Origin of the sequence: Pyramidobacter sp. CG50-2 (assembly GCF_003612005.1) — a bacterium.
GTDB lineage: Bacteria > Synergistota > Synergistia > Synergistales > Dethiosulfovibrionaceae > Pyramidobacter.
Map to the genome: position 1 here is coordinate 1 of NZ_RAWT01000052.1, position 19,282 is coordinate 19,282.

Consider the following 19,282-nt stretch of genomic DNA (forward strand, 5'->3'; position numbering starts at 1 on the left):
GATCAAAGAGTACGTTGACCCGTTTACGGGTAAGCCGGCACAGGAAGGCAAGTAGAGAGCCCCTTTAGGGGCAGCCTTTGAGAGTTGCGCGGCTGACAGACTTTTCGCTGAGCCTATAGGCTCAGCTGGGAAGATGCCCCAAGGGGGGCTTGTGCAAACCACCGGCACGGCCGGTGGTTATGATTCCGGGACCGAAAGAACGAGTTTACTTTGCCAGGGAAATCAGCTGGTTGAGTTTTCTGATCAGCGCCTGCACGTCCTTGCGCGCCGGTCTGCGGTGAAAGATCTGGACGTTGTTCAGGTGTCTGCCCCAGCAGGCGTCGTTGACGCGGGGCAGTTCGCTGATCACCGAGCCGTCGAGGGCCACGCCGGCGAAAACGCCTTTGGTGATCGAGTAGCTGAAGATCGGCGCGTCGGCGTTGATGTTGGTGCCGACGTAGGAGTTGCGTCCGCTCGGGCCGGCCACGGCAGCGACGTCGGCCCCCAGCGTGAAGGTGCCGCCGCGGAATGCCTTCATGCCTTTTTCATTGTTGACGGTCAAAACCAGCGCCGTCGAAGAAGCGCCGATCTGCAGTCCGACCGACCCGCCGCTGATGCTGAAAAACGCCGGTCCGTACCATTGGCCCGTCTTGGGATCATGACGCAGCATCAACCCCTCGCCGTAACGGCCGCCGACGATGAGTCCCGCCTTGACGACGTTGGGGAAAATGGCCACGCCGACGCCTTCCTTGACTGACTGTGCCAGTCCCGCCGCCGATTTGGAGCGGATCATTTTATCCACGGCCGCCTGCGCTTCCTTCACCCGCGCCGCCACGTGATAATCCTTCGCCTGAACTGCCGTGCAGCATGAAACCGCCAGGAACAAAATCACACCGAGAAATTTTTTCATGTGACACCTCCGCTTTTAAGGTGCTTTTATTTTATCATCATCCGCGTAGAAAGTCGCAGACGTTGGTATAATGATCCCGGAAGAATAACGGCACAGCGTGGAATGCGGCAACGAAATCCAACGGAGGGGGACAAAAATGGTCTGCACACGTTTTCAAAAATTTGCGGCAGCCGCCGGGATGGCGACGGTTTTAGCTCTGAACGGCGCGGCGGCGCGGGCGGCTTTTCGGCTGGACGTGCGGCCGGGATACGGCGTGACGGGGATCAAATGGCTTTCCGACTACAATCCCAATCTCAGAGGCACCGATTACGACACGGCGGTCTACGTGATGGAGGGCAAGAAGCCGGGCGCGACGGCGCTGATCCTGGCGGGGACGCATCCGCGCGAGATCGGCGGCGTGCTGACGGCGGAAGTTCTTCTCGAAAACGCGGAAGTCGAACAGGGCAAGCTGTTCGTCATCCCCTGCCTGAACGCCGCCGGCATGTCGGTGCCGGACGCGCTCGGGCAAGTGCCCCATCAGCTGCCGTTCGAAAGCCGCCAGGGCAAGCGCTGGCTGTATTACGGCGATCGCCGCATACCGCTGAAGAAAGGCGAGAGCGACCCCGAACATTTCGTCCACCCGCTCGGTTACGTTCACAAAGACGGCTCCGAATGGCGCAACGTCAACCGCAATTATCCCGGCGTCGCCGACGGAACGCCTGCGCAGATGGTGACGTTCGGCGTCATGGAGCTGATCCGCCGCGAAAAGCCCGGTTCCTGTCTCGACATGCACGAAGCGACCGCGCCGGAGGAAGTGCTCGATCCCCGCGACGGCAAAAAACATCCCGGCGGTTCGCTCTCTTACTCTCTGATCACTCATCCGAAATACCTCGAGCCATGCATCGAGATGATCCTGGAGCTCGAAGAGCGAGGCGTTTCTCTCAAGCCCGAACAGTCCGTCCCCGGCTTTCGGGGCATCTCCCACTACGAGATCGGCGAAGGGACGCCCTGCGTCCCGTTTCTCAGCGAAACGCCCAATCCGGCGATGAACGCGCATGCAGTCGGCGCCGATCCGCTCCGCGACGCCAGACATCCGCTCGAAGAGCGCGTCGGCATTACGGCGGAAGTGTTGAGAGTCTGGTTCGAAAAGTTTCCCGAACTGACCGGCGCGCCGCTGGCGGTGAACGGTCTGCCCTCCAAAAAGCAGATCGAAGCGCAGGGCGTGGGGGCGTGGCTGCAATAACGAAAGCGCGGCAGCGAAGGCGAAAACGGCGCGTTCGCAGACGGATTTTGGCCGCTTGCCGAGACCTTCCGCCCGTGTTATATTCTTTGTGATTTTAAAGCGTGGTCCGACGGAAGCCGGAAGAGGGCTTCGGGCGTCGAGAGAGAGAGACGAGAGCGACGAAAGGAGCGAATGAAGATGAAAAAGTTTGCACGCGTGATGGCAGCGTGCGCGCTGGCTGCCTGCGCCGCGGCCTCGGCCGGGGCGAAAACGCTGGATCCCGGCGCGGCGGAACTGAAAAGGATGAGCATCTTCCTGAGCAATTTCACCGAGCTGGGCTACTACGGCTTCGACGTGGGGGAAGACGGCAGCGACGGCCTGCTGCACATGAAGAGCGAAGAAGGTCTGGCCGAGCTGATCCGTTTCGGCGTCTGGCACAATTACGCGAACAACTTCAAAAGCCGCGTCAAACGCTGCGCCGACAAAAACTGCCCGTACGGCTCGCTGACGATCGACGGAAAATTCGTGGCCGAGACGGTGAAAAAGTATTTCGACATCGATCTGAAGAATCGCAACATGGAGGGTTCCGACTTCCATTACGACGGGAAACTCTACCACTTCGAGGGCGCCGACGGCGAGTCCGTCTATTACGCGCAGGTGAAGCAAGTCTTCGAAGAAGCCGGGATGCTGCGCATGACCGGCGATATCTACAACGTCGAGGACGAGAGCGACCGCCCCGCCACGTTCGAGGCCTGGGTCACGCCCAAGACCAAACAGCGGAACCGCTACACGATCCTGTCGCTGGAAACGCAGTGGAAGTGATTTTTTCAGAAAAACTCAACGAGGGAAGCTCTTTCGCGCCGCAGCGCGGAGGAACTTCCCTCATTTTAATGCAAAAATCCCGCCGGCATCGGGCCGGCCAGCCTCATCCGAATGGTACGGACCTGTGCCATTGAGCCGCCGCGCGCCAAATCATCGGCGCCGAATGAAGAAAATCTAAGTTTCTCTTTTTTCTCGATTGACAAGGGATATTTTTTTAGTATAGTTATATTAAACGATTTTTAAGACGAAGCGTCCCACTTTTGGAGGTTCATGATGGATTCGACAGGACAGCAGAGCAAAAACGACGCCGTGGGCAAAGTCATTCGCCTGATGGAGGCGCTGGTGCGTTCCGAACGGGTGACGAGCGTGCGCGATCTGGCCGCGGCGGCGGGCGTTCCGCGCAGTACGGCGCATCGTTTTCTGGCGGCGCTGGAATCCTACGGCTGGGCGGTTCAAGACGCCGAAAGCGGCGCCTACCGCGCCGGGCTTCGTTTCTTCCTGCTCAACCACCGCCCCGTGCTCTTCGAGGCGCTGGTACGCTGCGCCAGAGAGCCGATGCGGCGGCTTGTGGAACGTACGGGGAAAACCGCGATCCTGAGCGTGATCGAGGGCACGGGCGGCCTGTGCGTCCACACCGAGGAGCCGGAGATCGCCGTCAAGTTCGTGGCGCGCGAGGGCATGAGCGTGCCGCTCTGCGCCGGCGCCACGGGGCTGGTACTGCTGGCGTTCTGCGAGACGAGCCTGCGCGAGCGGATCCTGGCCTCGCCGCTGAAAATGCCCGACGGCTCGGCGGCCGACGCGCTACGGCTGCGGGAGCGCGTCGCCGGGATCCGGCGCGCGGGCTGCGCCCATTCGCGCGAAGAGTGGATGGCCAACGCCGAGGATCTGAGCGTGCCGCTGTACGACCGTCACGGCCATTTCGTGGCGCAGCTGGGCATCGCCGGCGTGGCGGGAACGTTCGGGAACTGGGAAGCCGATCTGCTGCCGGCGCTGAAAAGCGCGGCGGCAGAGATCGCTTCGTTGATGTAACGATTCAAAAGGAGGCGAAGGGATGAGCGGAAAACTGTTTTACAACGCGGCGATCGCCACGCCGCTGATGGGCGGCGCGCCGGCGGCGGGGGCCGCGCAGGGGCGCGTCGCGTCGTGGGAGAAAGGCGCGCTGTTCGTCGAGGGCGGCCTGATCGCCGCCGTCGGCGACGAGGCGGAAGTGCGCGCGGCTCTCGCCGCGAAGGACGCGGAGATCGAAGAGGAGCGCGACTGCGAGGGCGCGGCGATGATCCCCGGCTTCGTCGATCCGCACACGCACATCTGCTTTGCGGCGCGGCGCGAAAAGGAATTCACGATGCGCCTGCAGGGCAAAACGTATCTGGAGATCCTCGGCGCGGGCGGCGGCATCCTTTCCAGCGTCAACGCCGTCAAGGCGGCCAGCGAGGAGGAACTGTTCGAGACCACGCGCGAGAACGTGCTTTCGGCCCTGAACTTCGGCACTACGACCATGGAAGTGAAAAGCGGTTACGGTCTGGACACCGCCGAAGAACTGAAAATGCTGCGCGTGATCGCCCGCCTCGGCGAGGAGACGCCGCTGGACATCGTGCCCACGTTCATGGGCGCTCACGCCGTGCCTGCGGAATACAAGGGGCGCGCCGACGATTTCGTCGATATTCTCGTCGATGAAATGCTGCCCGCCGTTAAAAAACAGGGCATCGCGCGCTACTGCGACGTGTTCTGCGAGACGGGAGTGTACACCGTGCCGCAAAGCCGCCGCATCCTCGAAGCGGCTCGCACGCTGGGCATGAAGCTGCGCATCCACGCCGACGAAGTGGACGACACGCAGGGCGCGGGGCTGGCGGCGGAACTGCGCGTCGCCTCGGCCGAACACCTGCTGGCGGCCAACGAAAAGAATCTCAGGGCCATGGCGGAAGCCGGCGTCATCGCCGACGTGCTGCCCGCCACGGCGTACAGCCTGCGCAAGCCCTATGCCGACGCGCGCCGCATGATCGCACTGGGCGTGCCCGTGGCGCTGGCCACCGACTGCAACCCCGGCTCCTGCTTCTGCGAGTCGATGCCGTTCGTCTTCGGCCTGGCGGTGATGAACATGAACATGACCGTAGAAGAGGCGCTGACCGGCTGCACGCTCAACGCCGCCTGGTCCGTCGGCCTGCAGGACAGAGTCGGCAGCCTGGAGATCGGCAAACAGGCCGACTTTTTGCTGCTCGACGGCGATTCGCCGACGATCCTGGCTTATCACGCCGGCGTCAGTCCCGTCATGGAAGTGTACAAAAAAGGCGTTTACGTGGCGTAAAGACGCATCGAAAGTTCTCGCGGAGACGTAGAAAAATAAAAAGCTGTCGGCCGCGAGGCAATTGGGTTGTTTTTGTTTGTCGTAAAACGTTCGTTCGCTTGATGGAAGTCCGTGGGGAAAAAGATCGGCAGGACGCGGTTCATCGGAAAAGGATTTTTCTCCGCTGCTCCGCTTCTCCGCGGGAGATCTTGTTTTATAAAAGGAGAGAAAAACACATGCAGGAGAATTTGCTCAACAGTGAAGCGATGGTCGTCAAACTGGACGAGGTTCTGCCCGAGTATCCCGAATTCGCGGCGGGGATCCGCCGCGCCCCCGACCGCGGCTGGACGCTTTCGCAGTCCGAGACGGAGCTGGCGCTGCGCAACGCGCTGCGCTACGTGCCCGAGAAGTACCACGAGCAGCTGATCCCCGAGTTCATGGAAGAACTGCGCACGCGCGGCCGCATCTACGCCTACCGCTTCCGCCCCGCCGGCCGCATCTGGGGCCGCCCGATCGACACCTACGAGGGCAAGTGCCTGGCCGGCAAAGCTTTTCAGGTGATGATGGACAACAATCTCGACTTCGAGACGGCGCTCTATCCCTACGAACTCGTCACCTACGGCGAGACGGGGCAGGTCTGCCAGAACTGGCTTCAGTACCGCCTGATCCAGAAGTATCTGCGCGAGCTGACCGACGACACCACGCTGGTGCTCGAGAGCGGCCATCCCGTGGGACTGTTCGCCTCGCATCCCGGCGCGCCGCGCGTGATCCTCACCAACGGGCTGCTCGTCGGCCTGTTCGACAACCAGAAGGACTGGCACCGCGCCATGCAGCTGGGCGTCAGCAACTACGGCCAGATGACCGCCGGCGGCTGGATGTACATCGGGCCGCAGGGCATCGTACACGGCACCTTCAACACCGTGCTCAACGCCGCGCGCCTCAAGTTCGGCGTCGGGCCGCGCGACAATCTGGCCGGCATCCTTTACGTGACGTCGGGACTGGGCGGCATGAGCGGCGCTCAGCCCAAGGCCATCGAGATCGCCGGCGGCGTCGGCATCGTCGCCGAAGTCGATTATTCCCGCATCGAGACCCGCCACCGCCAAGGCTGGGTCGGCGAGATCACCGACAGCGCCGAAAAGGCCTTCCGAATGGCTCAGGAAGCGCTGGACGCCAAAAAGCCTCTTTCGATCGCCTATTACGGCAACGTCGTCACGCTGCTCGAGTACGCCGAGAGCCGCCATATCGCAATCCAGCTGCTTTCGGACCAGACTTCGTGCCACGCCGCTTACGAGGGCGGGTACTGCCCGGCGGATCTGACCTTCGAAGAGCGCACGAAAATGCTGCACGAGGATCCCGAAGAGTTCCGCAGGCACGTCGACGCCAGTCTGCGCCGTCATTTCGACGTGATCAAGAAGCTGGTCGACCGCGGCTCCTATTTCTTCGACTACGGCAACAGCTTCATGCGCGCCGTCTTCGACGCCGGCGTCACCGAGATCGCCAAGAACGGCAAAGACACCTACGAAGGCTTCATCTGGCCCAGCTACGTCGAAGACATCATGGGCCCCCATCTGTTCGACTACGGCTACGGTCCCTTCCGCTGGTGCTGCCTGAGCGGCAAACACGAAGACCTGCGCGCCACCGACGAGGCCGCCATGGCCTGCATCGACCCCGACCGCCGCAGCCAGGACTACGACAACTGGGTCTGGATCCGCGACGCCGAAAAGAACAACCTCGTCGTCGGCACGCAGTGCCGCATCCTCTATCAGGACGCCGAAGGACGCACCAACATCGCCCTCGCGTTCAACAAGCTCGTGCGCGAGGGCAAGATCGGCCCCGTCATGCTGGGGCGCGACCACCACGACGTTTCCGGCACCGACGGCCCCTTCCGCGAAACGGCCAACGTCAAGGACGGCAGCAACATCTGCGCCGACATGGCCACCAACACCTTCGCCGGCAACGCCGCCCGCGGCATGACGCTCTGCACGCTGCACAACGGCGGCGGCGTGGGCATCGGCAAGTGCATCAACGGCGGCTTCGGCCTGCTGCTCGACGGACGCCCCGAGACCGACGCGATCATCAGGTCGGCGATGATGTGGGACGTGCTCGGCGGCGTCGCGCGCCGCGCCTGGGCCCGCTGCGAACACGCCGAAGAGGTCAGCCGCGAAGTGAACGCCAAGTATCCCGGCAAGTACCACATCACGCTGCCGTACCACGTCGACGGCGACTCGGTGCGCCGCGCGGCCGAAGCGGCCTGCGCCCAAAGAGAACATCACGAAGCCTAGGCGCTTTTCGAAAAAAAACGGAACGCTAAACGAAAGAGCCGCCGCGAAGCCCGCGGCGGCCCGTCAAACCCAAACAATCAGGAGTGATCGCCATGAACCGCGCCAATCCCGTCGTCCTTACCGGCCGTAACCTGACCCTCGAACAACTGATCAACGTCTCGCGCTGCGGCGCTCCGGTGAAACTTTCCGCAGAGGCCGTCGGCCAGATCAACCGGGCGTCCGCCCTGATCGAGAACTGGGTCGCCGGCAACCGTATCGTCTACGGCGTGACGACGGGATTCGGCGATCTCGCCACCGTAAAAGTCGACGCCGCGCGCACCCGCTTGCTTCAGGAGAACCTGATCCGCAGCCACGCCGTCGGCGTCGGCGAACCGCTGCCCGTCGACGTGGTGCGCGCCATAATGCTGCTGCGTCTCAACGGCCTGCTCTGCGGCCACTCCGGCATCACGCTGGAAACGCTGTCGCAGCTCGTCAACTTCCTCAATCTCGGCATCACGCCTATGGTGCCCGAGCAGGGTTCCGTCGGCGCGTCGGGCGATCTCTGCCCGCTGTCGCACATCGCCGCCGCCATGCTCGGCGAAGGCGACGTGTTTCTTCAGGGACGGCGCATGACCGCGCTCGATGCCATGAAGCTGACGGGACTCAACCCCGTGTCCCTGCATCCCAAAGAAGGACTGGCGCTCAACAACGGCACCGCGGCGCTGACCGGACTCGGCGCGTTGGCGCTGTACGACGCGCTGAAACTCGAAAAGAACGCCGACATCGTCGGCGCCCTGTCGCTGGAAGCGCTGCACGGCGTACCCTACGCCTTCGACGCCCGCACCCACGCGCTGCGCCCCCACAGCGGCCAGATCGCCGTGGCGCAGAACATCCGCCGACTCATCGAAGGCAGCGAGATCATCGACAAGTACAAAGGCTCCCGCGTGCAGGACGCCTATTCGCTGCGCTGCATGCCCCAGGTGCACGGCGCCAGCCGCGACGCGCTGGATTACGTGAAGTCGAAGATCGAGATCGAGATGAACTCCGTCACCGACAACCCGCTGATCTTCCCCGACGACGAGGCGGCGCTCAGCGGCGGCAACTTCCACGGCCAGCCCATCGCCCTCGCCATGGACTTTTTCGCCATCGCCGTTTCCGAATTCGGCAGCATCTCCGAGCGCCGCAGCGCCCGCATGGTCGACAAAAGCCTCTCCAACGGCCTGCCGCCCTTCCTGATCGACGACAGCGGCGTCAACAGCGGCTTCATGATCACCCAGTACACCCAGGCCGCCGTGGCCTCGGAGAACAAGACGCTGACCCACCCCGCCTGCGTCGATTCCATCCCCACCTCCGCCAATCAGGAAGACCACGTCTCCATGGGCTATTGGAGCTCGCTCAAGGCTGCGCGCGTGCTGCGCAACGTGGAAAAGATCCTCGGCATCGAAGCCATGGCCGCCTGCCAGGGCGTCGACTTCTCGCTGCCGCTCAGTCTCGGCCGCGGCACGAAAGCCGCCTACGAAGCCTTCCGCGCCCAGATCCCCTTCCTCGAAAAAGACCGCTTCATCCATCCGCTCATGACCCAAGCCATCGACTTCGTCCGCAGCGGCGCTCTGATCGAAGCCGTCGAGAACGCCATCGGCGAGTTGAACTGATTGTCCGACAAGATCATCGCTCATACTATTTCTCAATTAAAAAGCCGAACGCAGGGGCGCTGCGAGGGAGTTCCAAGCGACTGAACTCCCCCGCAGCGCTCAGAAAATTACGTTTACACTTTCTATCAAGAATCAATGTAACTCGCCGCTTCCCAAAATCCCAACGTCTGCGCATGAAGCGCGCTCCCCCGTCAGCAGGACGAACAAGGCGCCGGAAGAAAAATCTTCCGGCGCCTTGTTCGTCCTGCTGTTTTCTCAAGAGAAAACGTCATTTTTCGTCACTGGTCCAACAGATATTTCTGCAGCTCTTCGCCCTTCAGATTTGCGCCAATGCCGACGGCCAACTTGAGGCGCGCCTGCAAGGGAGAAAGGAAGCCGCCGTCCATGACGCCGAACTCCTTCAGCTTCAGGAAGGCTCCCTCGAAGGAAGAATCCTCCATCACACAGCCCCGCAGGCAGCGCGACACGACCACCACGGGGACGCCGTCGCGCACAAGGGCCTTCAGGTAAGGGACCCAGGCGGGATAGACATGGCCGCCGCCGAAGCCGGCGATGACAAGGCCGTCGAGGGGATTGCCCTCGTCGCCGGTGAGCAGCTGCAGAAAACGTTCCCCGGCGCCCAGCGAAGCGTAGAGCAGCTCCACATTGCGGGCCGGCGTAAACGGCGCGTCAAAAATTTTGCTGCGCTTTGGAGCCTGCCAGAGATGGACCTTGCCGGCGACAATGGCGCCGATGGCGCCGCGGAAATTGCCCGCGAAACCGAGACGGCCGTAGTCGGCATACTCAACGATATCGGAAGCCGCAAAAAGCTGTCCGCCGGCGCAGACCAGCACGCCCTGCCCCCACGCTTTGCGCGACAGGGCGGTGAGCAGCGCCTCGTTCAGCACGGTCAGCGCGTCGCTGCCGGGAACACCCGCCGGCGCATGAGTCGCGGCAAATATCAGCGGCTGCGGATACACCCAGAGCAGATCGGCCAGATAGGCCATCTCCTCCACGGCGTCGGAGCCGCAGAAGACGACGACGGCATGAGCTCCCGCTTCGACCTGCTGGCTCAACAGTTCGACGAGGTCGGCCGTCATGCGCACCGAATAATGACTGCTGGGCTGATGGCTCCAGTCCACCAGGCGCACCGCTCCCGCCAGCTCGGGCGAAATCCACGACTGAATCGTCTCCGCCGAAACCGGCTGCTGCGAGGTGACGATGCCGTCGGCCAGTCCCATGGAGATTTCGCCGCCGGCGATGACAAGTGAAATATTCTGATCTGCCATTCTCAATACCCCAATTCTTCGCCTACGAGAACCACGTAGGATTTCCTGCCGTCTGGCATGGTCGGCGCCTGCTCCATGATCAGCACGGCGCGGCAGAGGCTGTCGGGACCGAGACAGCCTTTCTCGTCATGACAGCCCATGACGGCGCAGGGCGTCTTGCTCTTGAGCCGCAGCGCGTTGGGCGGCGCAGCGCGGTCGCGCACACGCGCAAGGGCGCTTGCCACGTCGGGACAGACCTTGTTCATGCCGACGACGTAGATCCGGTCGCCGCGGCTCCAGCACATGGCCGCCACGCGATTGCCGGAACCGTCGATATTGACGAGCACGCCGTCTTTGGTGATCGCGTTGGAACTGGCGAGAAAGACGTCGCACTGCGCTTCTTCAAAACGCGCTTCCAGCTTCTCCGCCGCCGTCGCCTTCGGATCCCAGTGCTGCACACCTTGTGCCCGCGCCCCCGCAGCGCTTCGACGGCGCCGATCTCGCGAATCGTCACGGAGCCGGGGATCCCCACGCTGGCGCCGGCGGGGATCAGGTCCAGAACCTTTTCCAGAGCTTCCGACGCGGTCGCGGCGTAAAAGGGAACGTGCCCCCGTCGGACCAGATGCTTCTCCATGCTCGCCGCAAGATGGCGGTAGTTGTCTCGCACAGCCTCATTCATCGTCGTTTCAGTCTTCATTTTCTCCTCCAGTTCGGGCTCGGCGAAGCGTTCGCTCTGCCTCAGCCCATGGCGCAAACGCGTTCGTTTTTCCACATTCAAACGCGAAACAAAAAAAGATTAAAAACAGAGCCGAGCTTATTTTATCATACCTATCCCCGCAGAAAAAGAGAATTCTTGCCCGCCGAAATGCAAAAATCAAATCCCGCCTCCCGGCAACCGGCACAATCATCTCAGAGGAAGCCGCATGATGAAGAAAACGGGGACAGCGAACACAACCTTTCTCGGATCCCTCACGGGTCAAGCAAAACATCTTGACACCCTCGTTACGATCGCTTATAATGCTCGCGTCGCGAAGGGAGTGGGGACAGAGTGAGCGAAAACGAAGTGCTGGAACGGCGCATTCAGCTTTCGCGGCTGTACGATCTCTACGGGCCGCTCCTCACGGAACGGCAGCGCCGCGTCTACGAAATGCACGATCTCGACGATCTCTCGCTCTCGGAGATCGCCGACGATCTGGGGATCAGCCGTCAGGGCGTTTCCGACCAGCTACAGCGGGCACGCGACCGCCTCGACGAGATCGAAACGCTGCTCGGCCACGCCGAGAGCTTTCGCCGTATCGAGGAGGAAGCCCGCGCCATCTGCGGCGGCGAAAATCCCCAACAGCACGCCGCGGCCATTGTCGAGGCGTGCGCCGGAAGGACGATGAATCATGTTTGACTCGCTCAAAGAACGGCTGGAAAGCATTTTCAGCGGACTGCGCGGCCGCGGCAAGCTGACCGAAGAAGACGTTCAGCGGGCCCTGCGCGAAGTTCGCCGCGCCCTTCTCGAAGCCGACGTCAACTACAAAGTCGTCAAGGACCTGGTCGAAAAGATCCGCGTCCGCGCCGTCGGCGCCGAGGTGCTCGAGTCGATCATGCCCGCCCAGCAGGTCGCCGCCGTCGTCTACGAAGAGATCGCCCGCATCATGGGCGAAGGCAGCCGCGGCATCGACATCGCCTCCCAGCCTCCGACGCTGGTGATGATGGTCGGACTTCAGGGCGGCGGCAAAACGACGAGCAGCGCCAAGCTCGCCAAAAAGCTGAGCAAGAGCCACAAGCCCATGCTCGTCGCCTGCGACCTGCGCCGCCCCGCCGCGGTGGATCAGCTGCGCGTGCTGGCCGGTCAGGCCGGCGTCGCCTTCTTCGGCCCCGAAGCCGGCGAGACCGACGTCGTGGCGCTCTCCCAACGGGCTCTCGCCTACGCCGCCTCGCACCCGATCGACGTACTCGTCTTCGACACGGCCGGACGTCTCGCCGTCGACGAGGAGATGATGGCCGAGCTCGACCGCATGAAAGCGGCGCTCGATCCGCACGAGATCCTGCTGGTCGTCGACGCCATGTCGGGACAGGAAGCCCTGAACGTGGCCGAAGCCTTCAACAAACGCCTCGGCGTCACCGGCGTCGTGCTCAGCAAGCTCGACGGCGACGCCCGCGGCGGAGCGGCTCTGGCCGTGCTGGCCGCTACCGGCGTGCCGGTCAAATTCGCCGGCGTCGGCGAAGGACTCGACGCCATCGAGCAGTTCGATCCCCGCCGCATGGCCGAACGCATCATGGGCATGGGCGACATGGCCGGCCTGGTGGAAAAGATCAAGGAGGCCACGACCGAAACCGATATCCGGCAGATGGCGCAGAGCTTCAAAAAGCAGCGCTTCACGATGGACGACCTGCTCGCGCAGTTCGCTCAGGTCGAGAAGATGGGCCCGCTCGACAAGGTGATGGAGATGCTGCCCGGCGCGATCACCAGCAAAATGAAGGATCTGCCGTCGGAAGCGTTGGACGACAAGCGCCTGCTGCGCATGAAAGCCATCATCCAGTCCATGACGAAGGCCGAGCGCCGCGATCCCTCGATCATCAAGGGCAGCCGCCGGCGCCGCATCGCCGAAGGCTCGGGCACCACGGTGCAGATGGTCAACCAGCTGCTGAAGCAGTTCGAGCAGATGAGCGAGTTGTGGAAGCGCTTCGGCAAGATGGGCAAAAAAAGAGGCCTCATGGGAGGTCTGGGCGGCATGTTCCGCCGCTGAAAAACCGCAGAAAATCCCCAAACGGGATTTTTTATAAACGACAAATTGTTTCAGGAGGTGTTGCAGAAATGGCAGTAAGAATTCGTCTTTCACGTCACGGCCGCAAAAAGGTCCCCTTCTATCGTCTCGTGGTGGCCGACTCCCACAGCCCCCGCGACGGCCGCTTCATCGAGGAGCTCGGCACGTACGATCCCATGAAGGATCCCGCCGAGATCAAGATCAACGAGGAGTCCGCCGTGAAGTGGCTCCGCAACGGCGCTCTTCCGTCCGACACGGCCCGCGCTCTTCTCAAGAAGGCCGGCGTCTGGGCCAAGTTCTCCGAGAAAGCCGAGTGACGCCCATGGATTACCAGGCTCTCGTCAAAACCATCGCCGTCTCGCTCGTGACCAAGCCCGAAGCGGTTGAAGTCAGCGCCGAAAAGGACGCCGAAGGCGTCCTCCGCGTGCTGATCCACGTCGCCGAAGAAGACACCGGCCGCGTCATCGGCCGCCGCGGCGCCACCATCAACGCCATTCGTCAGATCGTCCGCGTCTCCTCCGTCAAGGGCGGAGACAGCGTCGAAGTCGACGTCGCCGAGACTGGCGACAGGAACGCCGACGCCGAATAACGATGCCTGGCACCGTCAGAGTCGTCATCGGGCAGGTCCAGGGTACTCACGGCCTTCGCGGCGAGCTCAAGATCCGGCCGCTCACCGATTTTCCCGAGCGTTTTTTCGATATGGAGAGCCTCAGCTTCTACCGTGACGGAAAATGCGCGGGGAGCTATCGCGTGGAAGGCATGCGCGACGCGCTGACGCGCGGTTATTTTCTGGCCGCGCTGGAAGGCGTCGACACCATCGAGCGGGCCGAACTTCTGCGCGGCTGCTCCGTGGAGATCGCCTCGGACGAGCGCATGCCGCTGGCGCCTGGCGAGTTCTGGATCAGCGACCTGATCGGCCTTGACGCGTGCGACGACCAGGGGCGCAAGCTCGGCGTCGTCAAAGACATCGTCGACAGCGGAGCCTCTCAGCTCGTCGTCGTTAGAGATCCCGACGGCAAGGATCACCTGATCCCCGCCGCGCCGGAATTCCTCCGCGACGCCGACCTGAAAGCGCGCCGCGTCACGCTCCGTTTGATCGAAGGACTGTGGGAACTGTGAAAGTCACCGTCGTCACCGCGTTTCCCGATTTTCTCGACAGCTTCGCGCGCACCAGCATCGTCGGCCGCGCCGTGGAAAAAGGGCTGATCGACGTGGAGATCGTGAACCTGCGCGACTTTGCGCAGGGCAATTACCGGCAGATCGACGATTACAGCTTCGGCGGCAAAGGCGGCATGACCCTCATGCCCGAAGTGCTGGAGCGGGCGCTGCATTCCGTCCGCGGCGAAAGGACGAAAGTCCTCTTCCCCACACCCGTCGGCGCCGTGCTGACGCAGGACCTCGTCGAAGCGCTTGCGCGCGAAGAACATCTTGCGATCTTCTGCGGCCATTACGAAGGACTGGACGAGCGTTTCGTCGAGAAGTACGTCGATCTGGAATACTCCATCGGCGATTACGTCCTCACCGGCGGCGAGATCCCCGCCATGACGCTGATCGACGCGCTCTCGCGCCTCGTTCCCGGCGTCGTCGGCAAAGAGCTTTCCGTCGCCGACGACTCGTTCTACAACGGCATGCTCGACACGCCCCACTTCACCCGCCCCGCCGTCTGGCAGGGCATGGAAGTCCCCGCCGAACTCACGTCCGGCGACGACGCCCAGATCGAGAAATGGCGCCGACGCGCCGCGGCCGGCCGCACGCTCTCGCGCCGTCCCGATCTGCTCAGCCGCGCCAACGTGATGGACTATCTGCAAGACGAAGTGTATCTTGGTCTTTCAATCGATCCCACCGCGCCGGAACTGGCCGCCGAACTCGCGCAGATCGTTCAAACCGCAAAAGCCTACGGCCTCGCGCGCGTGATCGCCGCGCCGCAGAAGTGCGAAGACTTTGACGCGCTCCGCAGCCGGCTGTCCGAAGTTCCCGAAATCAAGTGCGTCCCCTCCGTCAGCCGCATGGCGGAGTGGGTCGCGAGAAAAAAACACGGCCCGCTCCTCACCATCGCCGCGCAGATCCCTTCAGGCATCCCATGGATGGAAGCCAAACGGCAAATGGTCGGAGCGTCCGGTCCCGCGCTGATCCTTTTCGGCGCCGCGCCGGCGCAAGGCCGCGTCATCGCCATGCGGCCCCAGGAGACTACCGGTGGAGAACTGCCTCGCACCGCTCTGATCTCCGCTACGCTGGACCGGTTTTTCGGTTCCAGATAAAACACCCGACAAACAGGGAGGTAATGCAGTATGGATCCCAGAGTAAAACTCGTTGAGCAGAAATACATGAAGCCGGAGGGCGAAATCCCCGCCTTCCGCGCGGGCGACACCGTGCGCGTTTCCGTCAAGGTCAAGGAAGGCGCCCGCGAGCGTCTTCAGGCCTTCGAAGGCATCGTTATCGCCCGCAAGCACGGCGGCATCGGCGAAAGCTTCACCGTCCGCAAGATCAGCAACGGCGTCGGCGTGGAGAGGATTTTCCCCCTTCACTGCCCCAGCGTCGCCCAGATCGAAGTCAAGCGCCTCGGCCGCGTCCGCCGCGCCAAGCTGTACTATCTGCGCAAACTCAGCGGCAAGAGCGCCCGCATCAAAGAGCGCCGCGCTTAATCTCCTCACAGCCCCACGCACTAAAAAGTCTCCCATTTTTTCGAACGTGTCGAAAAAATGGGAGACTTTTTGTTACCTCTTACCCCGAAGATCAAAAATACCGATCCATGCCACACATGCCCTTCATCGACGTTCAGAAATGTGCATGAGAAACTGCCGCGTCTCTTCCTGCTGCGGAGCGTTGAAAATCTGTTCCGGCGTGCCGCTCTCGACGATCCGACCATGATTCATGTACACCACACGGTCTGCGACGTCGCGGGCAAACGACATCTCATGGGTCACGATCACCATAGTCATATTGTGTTTCCGCGCCAAACCGCGGATCACGTTCAGCACTTCCCCGACCAGATATGGATCAAGCGCGCTGGTCGGCTCGTCGAAGAGCATGACTTTGGGGTTCAACGCAATGGCGCGGCCGATAGCGACGCGCTGCTGCTGCCCGCCGGAAAGCGTAGCCGAAGAGGCGTCTGCTTTTTCCTCGAGCCCTACCTGCTCCAAAATCTTCAGGGCTGCCGCACGAGCCTCTTTCTTTTTCTTATGCTGGACGATCTGTGTGGGAAAGGCGATATTCTCGAGCGCCGTTTTGTTGTTGAACAGATGGAAGTTCTGAAAGATCATGGCCGTTTTGCGCCGCAGTTTATAAATATCCCGCCGCGCCGCCTGTCCTGCCGTCAGGGTTATTCCGTCGATACTCACTTCCCCTGCATCGGGAACTTCCAGATAATTCATGCACCGAAGCAACGTGGATTTCCCCGTGCCGGAAGGGCCAATAATCGCCATAACTTCGCCGTCTTCTACGTCAAGGTCGACCCCCTTCAGCACTTCCAGAGCACCAAAGCGTTTCTTCAATCCGCGGATGGTGATCATTGCGCGCTTCCTCCGACAACTTTCAGACGGCGTTCCAAATACTTCTGAAGGATACCGATAATTTTCGACAAGCAGAAATAGATGATAAATGCGTCAAGGTATGCTTCAAAAAATTTAAAAGAACCGTTGCCTATCAGCGACACTTGTCCCATAATTTCTCGGACACCCAACGTGAAAGCCATGGACGTGTTCTTCAGCAGAGCGATAAAATCGTTCGTCAATACCGGAACGGCGATCCTCGCCGCCTGCGGCAGCACGATATACCACATAGTCTGCAACTGGGTCATGCCGCACGCAAGACCTGCTTCGGTCTGCCCTTTCGCCACGGCTTCCAGAGCCGAGCGCATATTTTCCGTCGTATAGGCCGCGGCGTTCAGCGCCAAACCCAGTATTGCCGCGTTGATCGCCTTCATTTCGCGAAAGAACGGCGAGACCTGCGCAAAGCCATAATAAATGAAAAAGAGCTGCGTCAACAACGGCGTTCCTCGAAATATATCGATATATACGTTCACTAACGGCGTCAATAGCGGGACTTTGTAATAACGGATAATCGTGACCGCCAGCGCCAAAGCGAGGGTCAACATCATAGCCAGCACAGCGATTTTCAAAGTTATTCCCGCATAACTCAGGATCACTGGCAATTGCCGCAACGCATATGACCAATCAATATTCATGACCGACCTCAACTCAAGATTTAGTTTTTAAAATCCGAACATCAAAGAAGGATTTCTCCGCGCACAGAGAAATCCTTCCGGATCGTTGCTTACTCAAAAACCTTAAGAGGTTTGTAGGCCGTTTCATCAAGTCCCAGCCATTTCATGCTAGGGCTTGTTTAAAAAAACATTTCAGCTTGTATTATTTCAATAAAATAACACTGGCAGCAACAAGAACAAAAGCGAAAAACGAAGCGTCAAGTTTGTCATAGCGGGTGAAAATTCTACGGAACCATTTGATTTTCTGAAAGAAACATTCAACCAAGTGTCGTTCCTTGTAAACATGCTCATCGCGACAAGCATATAACCATGCTCCGCAGAGCGCACGATAAAAACGAAAAGACTGCTTCGCCCAATATTTTCATCGCTTCCGCCTACCATTCATTCTCGCGGTACATGATTATTGTTTATAATGATAATTCTTCCTACAGAGAAATGCAAGTATGTACGCTCATACAATTCAATGAACAAAACTCCCCAAAAATGCGCTCCATACAGAACAAGTCTTTACCAATTGTTTTCGTTAACACAAAAAAGCCCCATATCACGCTAAGTTGAAAAGATCAATCTCGTTTCCTCTTTCAAGCGTCGCTATGGTGCCCCTTCTCTTATGGTTCTTCGGTATATTACTCCCCCTTTTGCTCCGTGTTCCACAGCAGCACATACGGCTCCCCGCCGTCAATCATCGCCGTCTTCAGAATCAGCGTCTTGCGGAGAATCGATTCGGGGAAAGCATTCAATACCGTCGGCAGAATCTCAAGCGCCGCGCAAGCAATTTCGTTTCGTCCTCTGGATCACGTGCGCAGCGCGTAAATTATAAAACCGCAGAGGCATTGACATAAAATTTTTATTCCACTATCCTTCTGTTCAGGAGTTGCCGGCAGCCCCTTATTACAAAAATAAGGAGCGCAATCTCATGAATCATGAAATATTCTCGGGAACGCATTACAATATCGGCCGTCAGTGGGGACAGAAACTGGCGCAACGAAACGTTTCACTCCTCTCTCAGATTCCCTTTCCGCTTTCCGAAGAAACAGGAAACTTCGCTTCGGCCTGTCTGCCCGTTTATCAAAAATTTTTTCCGGAAATCCTCGATGAAATCCAAGGCGTCGCGGACGGGCAAGGCTGTTCCCCCGAAAAGCTGCGGACGCTTCTGTTCAGCCTCTATTCGATAGCGCCGGGCGCCAACTGTTCCTGCTTTGCGCTGTCGGGCAAAGGACAGATCCTGCTTGGCCGCAACAGCGATTTCTTCTCGGAGCTCAAAGAACAAAATATGAACGTCATTTACGACGTTCCCGCCGCCTCGCAGGGCTTCACCGCGAACACGACCAGCTTCATACAGATGGAAGACGGCGTCAACCGCCTCGGTCTTGCCGTCGGTCTTACCTCAGTTCTGCCGCGACGCATAAAGCCGGGAATGAACGCGGGACTGCTGCTGCGCTTCTTTCTGGAAAAATGTCGTAACGTCGACGACGTGCTTCAAAGCATTGCCAAGATCCCCATCAGCTCTTCACAAACCTTCACCGCCGCCGATCCATCGGGCAGAATCGCTTTGATCGAATGCAGCTCCGAACACGTGAGCGTCAGTTCCACCCCTCTACCGCAGAACTTTCTCTGCGCCGTCAACAGTTTTCATATGAGCCCAATGGACAGCCTCCAGAAAGCCGCGGGCGAAGAGTGGTTCTCGGAACGCCGATATCGGACGATGAGAGATTCCCTCATCAAGGGGCGCGTCACCGACGCCTCTTCCGCCCAAAAACTGTTGAGCGGCGAACACGGCTTTCTGAGTCATACTACTTCTTTATAGTATAGCCAAACTTCCCGTACCTCAGTTATAATGCACCCGAGGTGATGGAGAATGCCCGTAAAATACGAGATCACATCGGAACAGCAGGCGGAAATCGAAGCAGCGCGGAAAAAGAATCGCAACAAGAAGATCGAAGCCAAACTG

At 60.4% G+C, this 19,282-nt stretch carries 19 protein-coding genes and 2 pseudogenes; 15 read left to right on the forward strand and 6 right to left on the reverse strand.

Annotated features, from left to right (window positions below; translation table 11 throughout):
- Window positions 1-205 precede the first annotated feature (205 nt).
- Entirely contained in the window at window positions 206-889 is a 684-nt protein-coding gene (locus D7D26_RS09860) for a lipid-binding SYLF domain-containing protein (RefSeq protein WP_120372933.1), read from the reverse strand.
- A 136-nt stretch (window positions 890-1,025) separates the two neighbouring features.
- Between D7D26_RS09860 and D7D26_RS09865 the strand changes: the two genes are divergently transcribed.
- From D7D26_RS09865 to hutH, 6 genes are all read left to right on the forward strand, one after another.
- Window positions 1,026-2,111: a deacylase gene (locus tag D7D26_RS09865; protein WP_120372934.1), complete on the forward strand. Its 1,086-nt coding sequence runs from the start codon at window positions 1,026-1,028 to the stop codon at window positions 2,109-2,111.
- A 177-nt stretch (window positions 2,112-2,288) separates the two neighbouring features.
- Window positions 2,289-2,912, forward strand: a complete 624-nt coding sequence (locus D7D26_RS09870) for a hypothetical protein (RefSeq protein ID WP_120372935.1) — start codon at window positions 2,289-2,291, stop codon at window positions 2,910-2,912.
- A 273-nt stretch (window positions 2,913-3,185) separates the two neighbouring features.
- Complete coding sequence (locus D7D26_RS09875) at window positions 3,186-3,941, forward strand: IclR family transcriptional regulator (protein ID WP_158606341.1); 756 nt, start codon at window positions 3,186-3,188, stop codon at window positions 3,939-3,941.
- A 22-nt stretch (window positions 3,942-3,963) separates the two neighbouring features.
- On the forward strand, window positions 3,964-5,214 hold the full coding sequence (gene hutI, locus D7D26_RS09880; RefSeq protein WP_120372936.1) for an imidazolonepropionase: 1,251 nt from the start codon (window positions 3,964-3,966) through the stop codon (window positions 5,212-5,214).
- 215 nt (window positions 5,215-5,429) lie between these two features.
- Window positions 5,430-7,475 (forward strand): urocanate hydratase, encoded by a 2,046-nt coding sequence (locus D7D26_RS09885; protein ID WP_120372937.1) that lies wholly within the window; start codon window positions 5,430-5,432, stop codon window positions 7,473-7,475.
- 92 nt (window positions 7,476-7,567) lie between these two features.
- Complete coding sequence (gene hutH, locus D7D26_RS09890) at window positions 7,568-9,106, forward strand: histidine ammonia-lyase (protein ID WP_120372938.1); 1,539 nt, start codon at window positions 7,568-7,570, stop codon at window positions 9,104-9,106.
- 278 nt (window positions 9,107-9,384) lie between these two features.
- On the opposite strand, the gene D7D26_RS09895 is transcribed toward hutH, so the two are convergent.
- Together D7D26_RS09895 and D7D26_RS12930 are read right to left on the reverse strand one after the other, a co-directional pair.
- Window positions 9,385-10,374, reverse strand: coding sequence for an asparaginase (locus D7D26_RS09895; RefSeq protein WP_120372939.1), 990 nt, complete (start codon window positions 10,372-10,374; stop codon window positions 9,385-9,387).
- 2 nt (window positions 10,375-10,376) lie between these two features.
- Window positions 10,377-11,050 (reverse strand): annotated as a pseudogene (locus tag D7D26_RS12930) (lactate utilization protein).
- Here D7D26_RS12930 and D7D26_RS12490 point away from each other — a divergent pair.
- From D7D26_RS12490 to rplS, 8 genes are all read left to right on the forward strand, one after another.
- Window positions 10,976-11,347 (forward strand): hypothetical protein, encoded by a 372-nt coding sequence (locus tag D7D26_RS12490; RefSeq protein WP_199674761.1) that lies wholly within the window; start codon window positions 10,976-10,978, stop codon window positions 11,345-11,347. The pseudogene D7D26_RS12930 and the gene D7D26_RS12490 overlap by 75 nt on opposite strands.
- A gap of 54 nt (window positions 11,348-11,401) precedes the next feature.
- Window positions 11,402-11,749: a sigma-70 family RNA polymerase sigma factor gene (locus D7D26_RS09905; RefSeq protein WP_199674758.1), complete on the forward strand. Its 348-nt coding sequence runs from the start codon at window positions 11,402-11,404 to the stop codon at window positions 11,747-11,749.
- Window positions 11,742-13,091, forward strand: a complete 1,350-nt coding sequence (gene ffh, locus D7D26_RS09910; protein WP_120372940.1) for a signal recognition particle protein — start codon at window positions 11,742-11,744, stop codon at window positions 13,089-13,091. The genes D7D26_RS09905 and ffh overlap by 8 nt, the downstream gene beginning before the upstream one ends.
- Window positions 13,092-13,159: 68 nt before the next feature.
- Window positions 13,160-13,426 (forward strand): 30S ribosomal protein S16, encoded by a 267-nt coding sequence (gene rpsP, locus D7D26_RS09915; RefSeq protein WP_009163513.1) that lies wholly within the window; start codon window positions 13,160-13,162, stop codon window positions 13,424-13,426.
- Between the two features lie 5 nt (window positions 13,427-13,431).
- Window positions 13,432-13,698, forward strand: coding sequence for a KH domain-containing protein (locus tag D7D26_RS09920; protein ID WP_120372941.1), 267 nt, complete (start codon window positions 13,432-13,434; stop codon window positions 13,696-13,698).
- A gap of 2 nt (window positions 13,699-13,700) precedes the next feature.
- The gene (gene rimM / locus D7D26_RS09925; RefSeq protein ID WP_120372942.1) at window positions 13,701-14,228 is read left to right on the forward strand and encodes a ribosome maturation factor RimM; all 528 of its coding nucleotides are present in this window, start codon (window positions 13,701-13,703) and stop codon (window positions 14,226-14,228) included.
- Window positions 14,216-15,367 carry a tRNA (guanosine(37)-N1)-methyltransferase TrmD gene (trmD, locus tag D7D26_RS09930; RefSeq protein ID WP_233543537.1) on the forward strand — a complete coding sequence of 384 codons (1,152 nt, stop codon included), beginning with the start codon at window positions 14,216-14,218 and terminating at the stop codon, window positions 15,365-15,367. Before rimM ends, trmD begins: the two co-directional genes overlap by 13 nt.
- Window positions 15,368-15,397: 30 nt before the next feature.
- Window positions 15,398-15,751: a 50S ribosomal protein L19 gene (gene rplS, locus D7D26_RS09935; RefSeq protein ID WP_009163509.1), complete on the forward strand. Its 354-nt coding sequence runs from the start codon at window positions 15,398-15,400 to the stop codon at window positions 15,749-15,751.
- A 123-nt stretch (window positions 15,752-15,874) separates the two neighbouring features.
- Here the strand turns inward: rplS and D7D26_RS09940 are convergent, their stop codons facing one another.
- From D7D26_RS09940 to D7D26_RS12495, 3 genes and pseudogenes are all read right to left on the reverse strand, one after another.
- A complete protein-coding gene (locus tag D7D26_RS09940) occupies window positions 15,875-16,618 on the reverse strand; it encodes an amino acid ABC transporter ATP-binding protein (protein ID WP_120372944.1) in 744 nt (247 codons plus the stop codon).
- Complete coding sequence (locus D7D26_RS09945) at window positions 16,615-17,292, reverse strand: amino acid ABC transporter permease (RefSeq protein WP_120372945.1); 678 nt, start codon at window positions 17,290-17,292, stop codon at window positions 16,615-16,617. The genes D7D26_RS09940 and D7D26_RS09945 overlap by 4 nt, the downstream gene beginning before the upstream one ends.
- 181 nt (window positions 17,293-17,473) lie before the next feature.
- Window positions 17,474-17,623: pseudogene (locus D7D26_RS12495) on the reverse strand (IS5-like element ISSoc13 family transposase); the annotation flags it as partial.
- 624 nt (window positions 17,624-18,247) lie between these two features.
- On the opposite strand from D7D26_RS12495, the gene D7D26_RS09955 reads away from it, so the two are divergent.
- The gene (locus D7D26_RS09955) at window positions 18,248-19,138 is read left to right on the forward strand and encodes a C45 family autoproteolytic acyltransferase/hydolase (protein ID WP_120372946.1); all 891 of its coding nucleotides are present in this window, start codon (window positions 18,248-18,250) and stop codon (window positions 19,136-19,138) included.
- Window positions 19,139-19,282 lie beyond the last annotated feature (144 nt).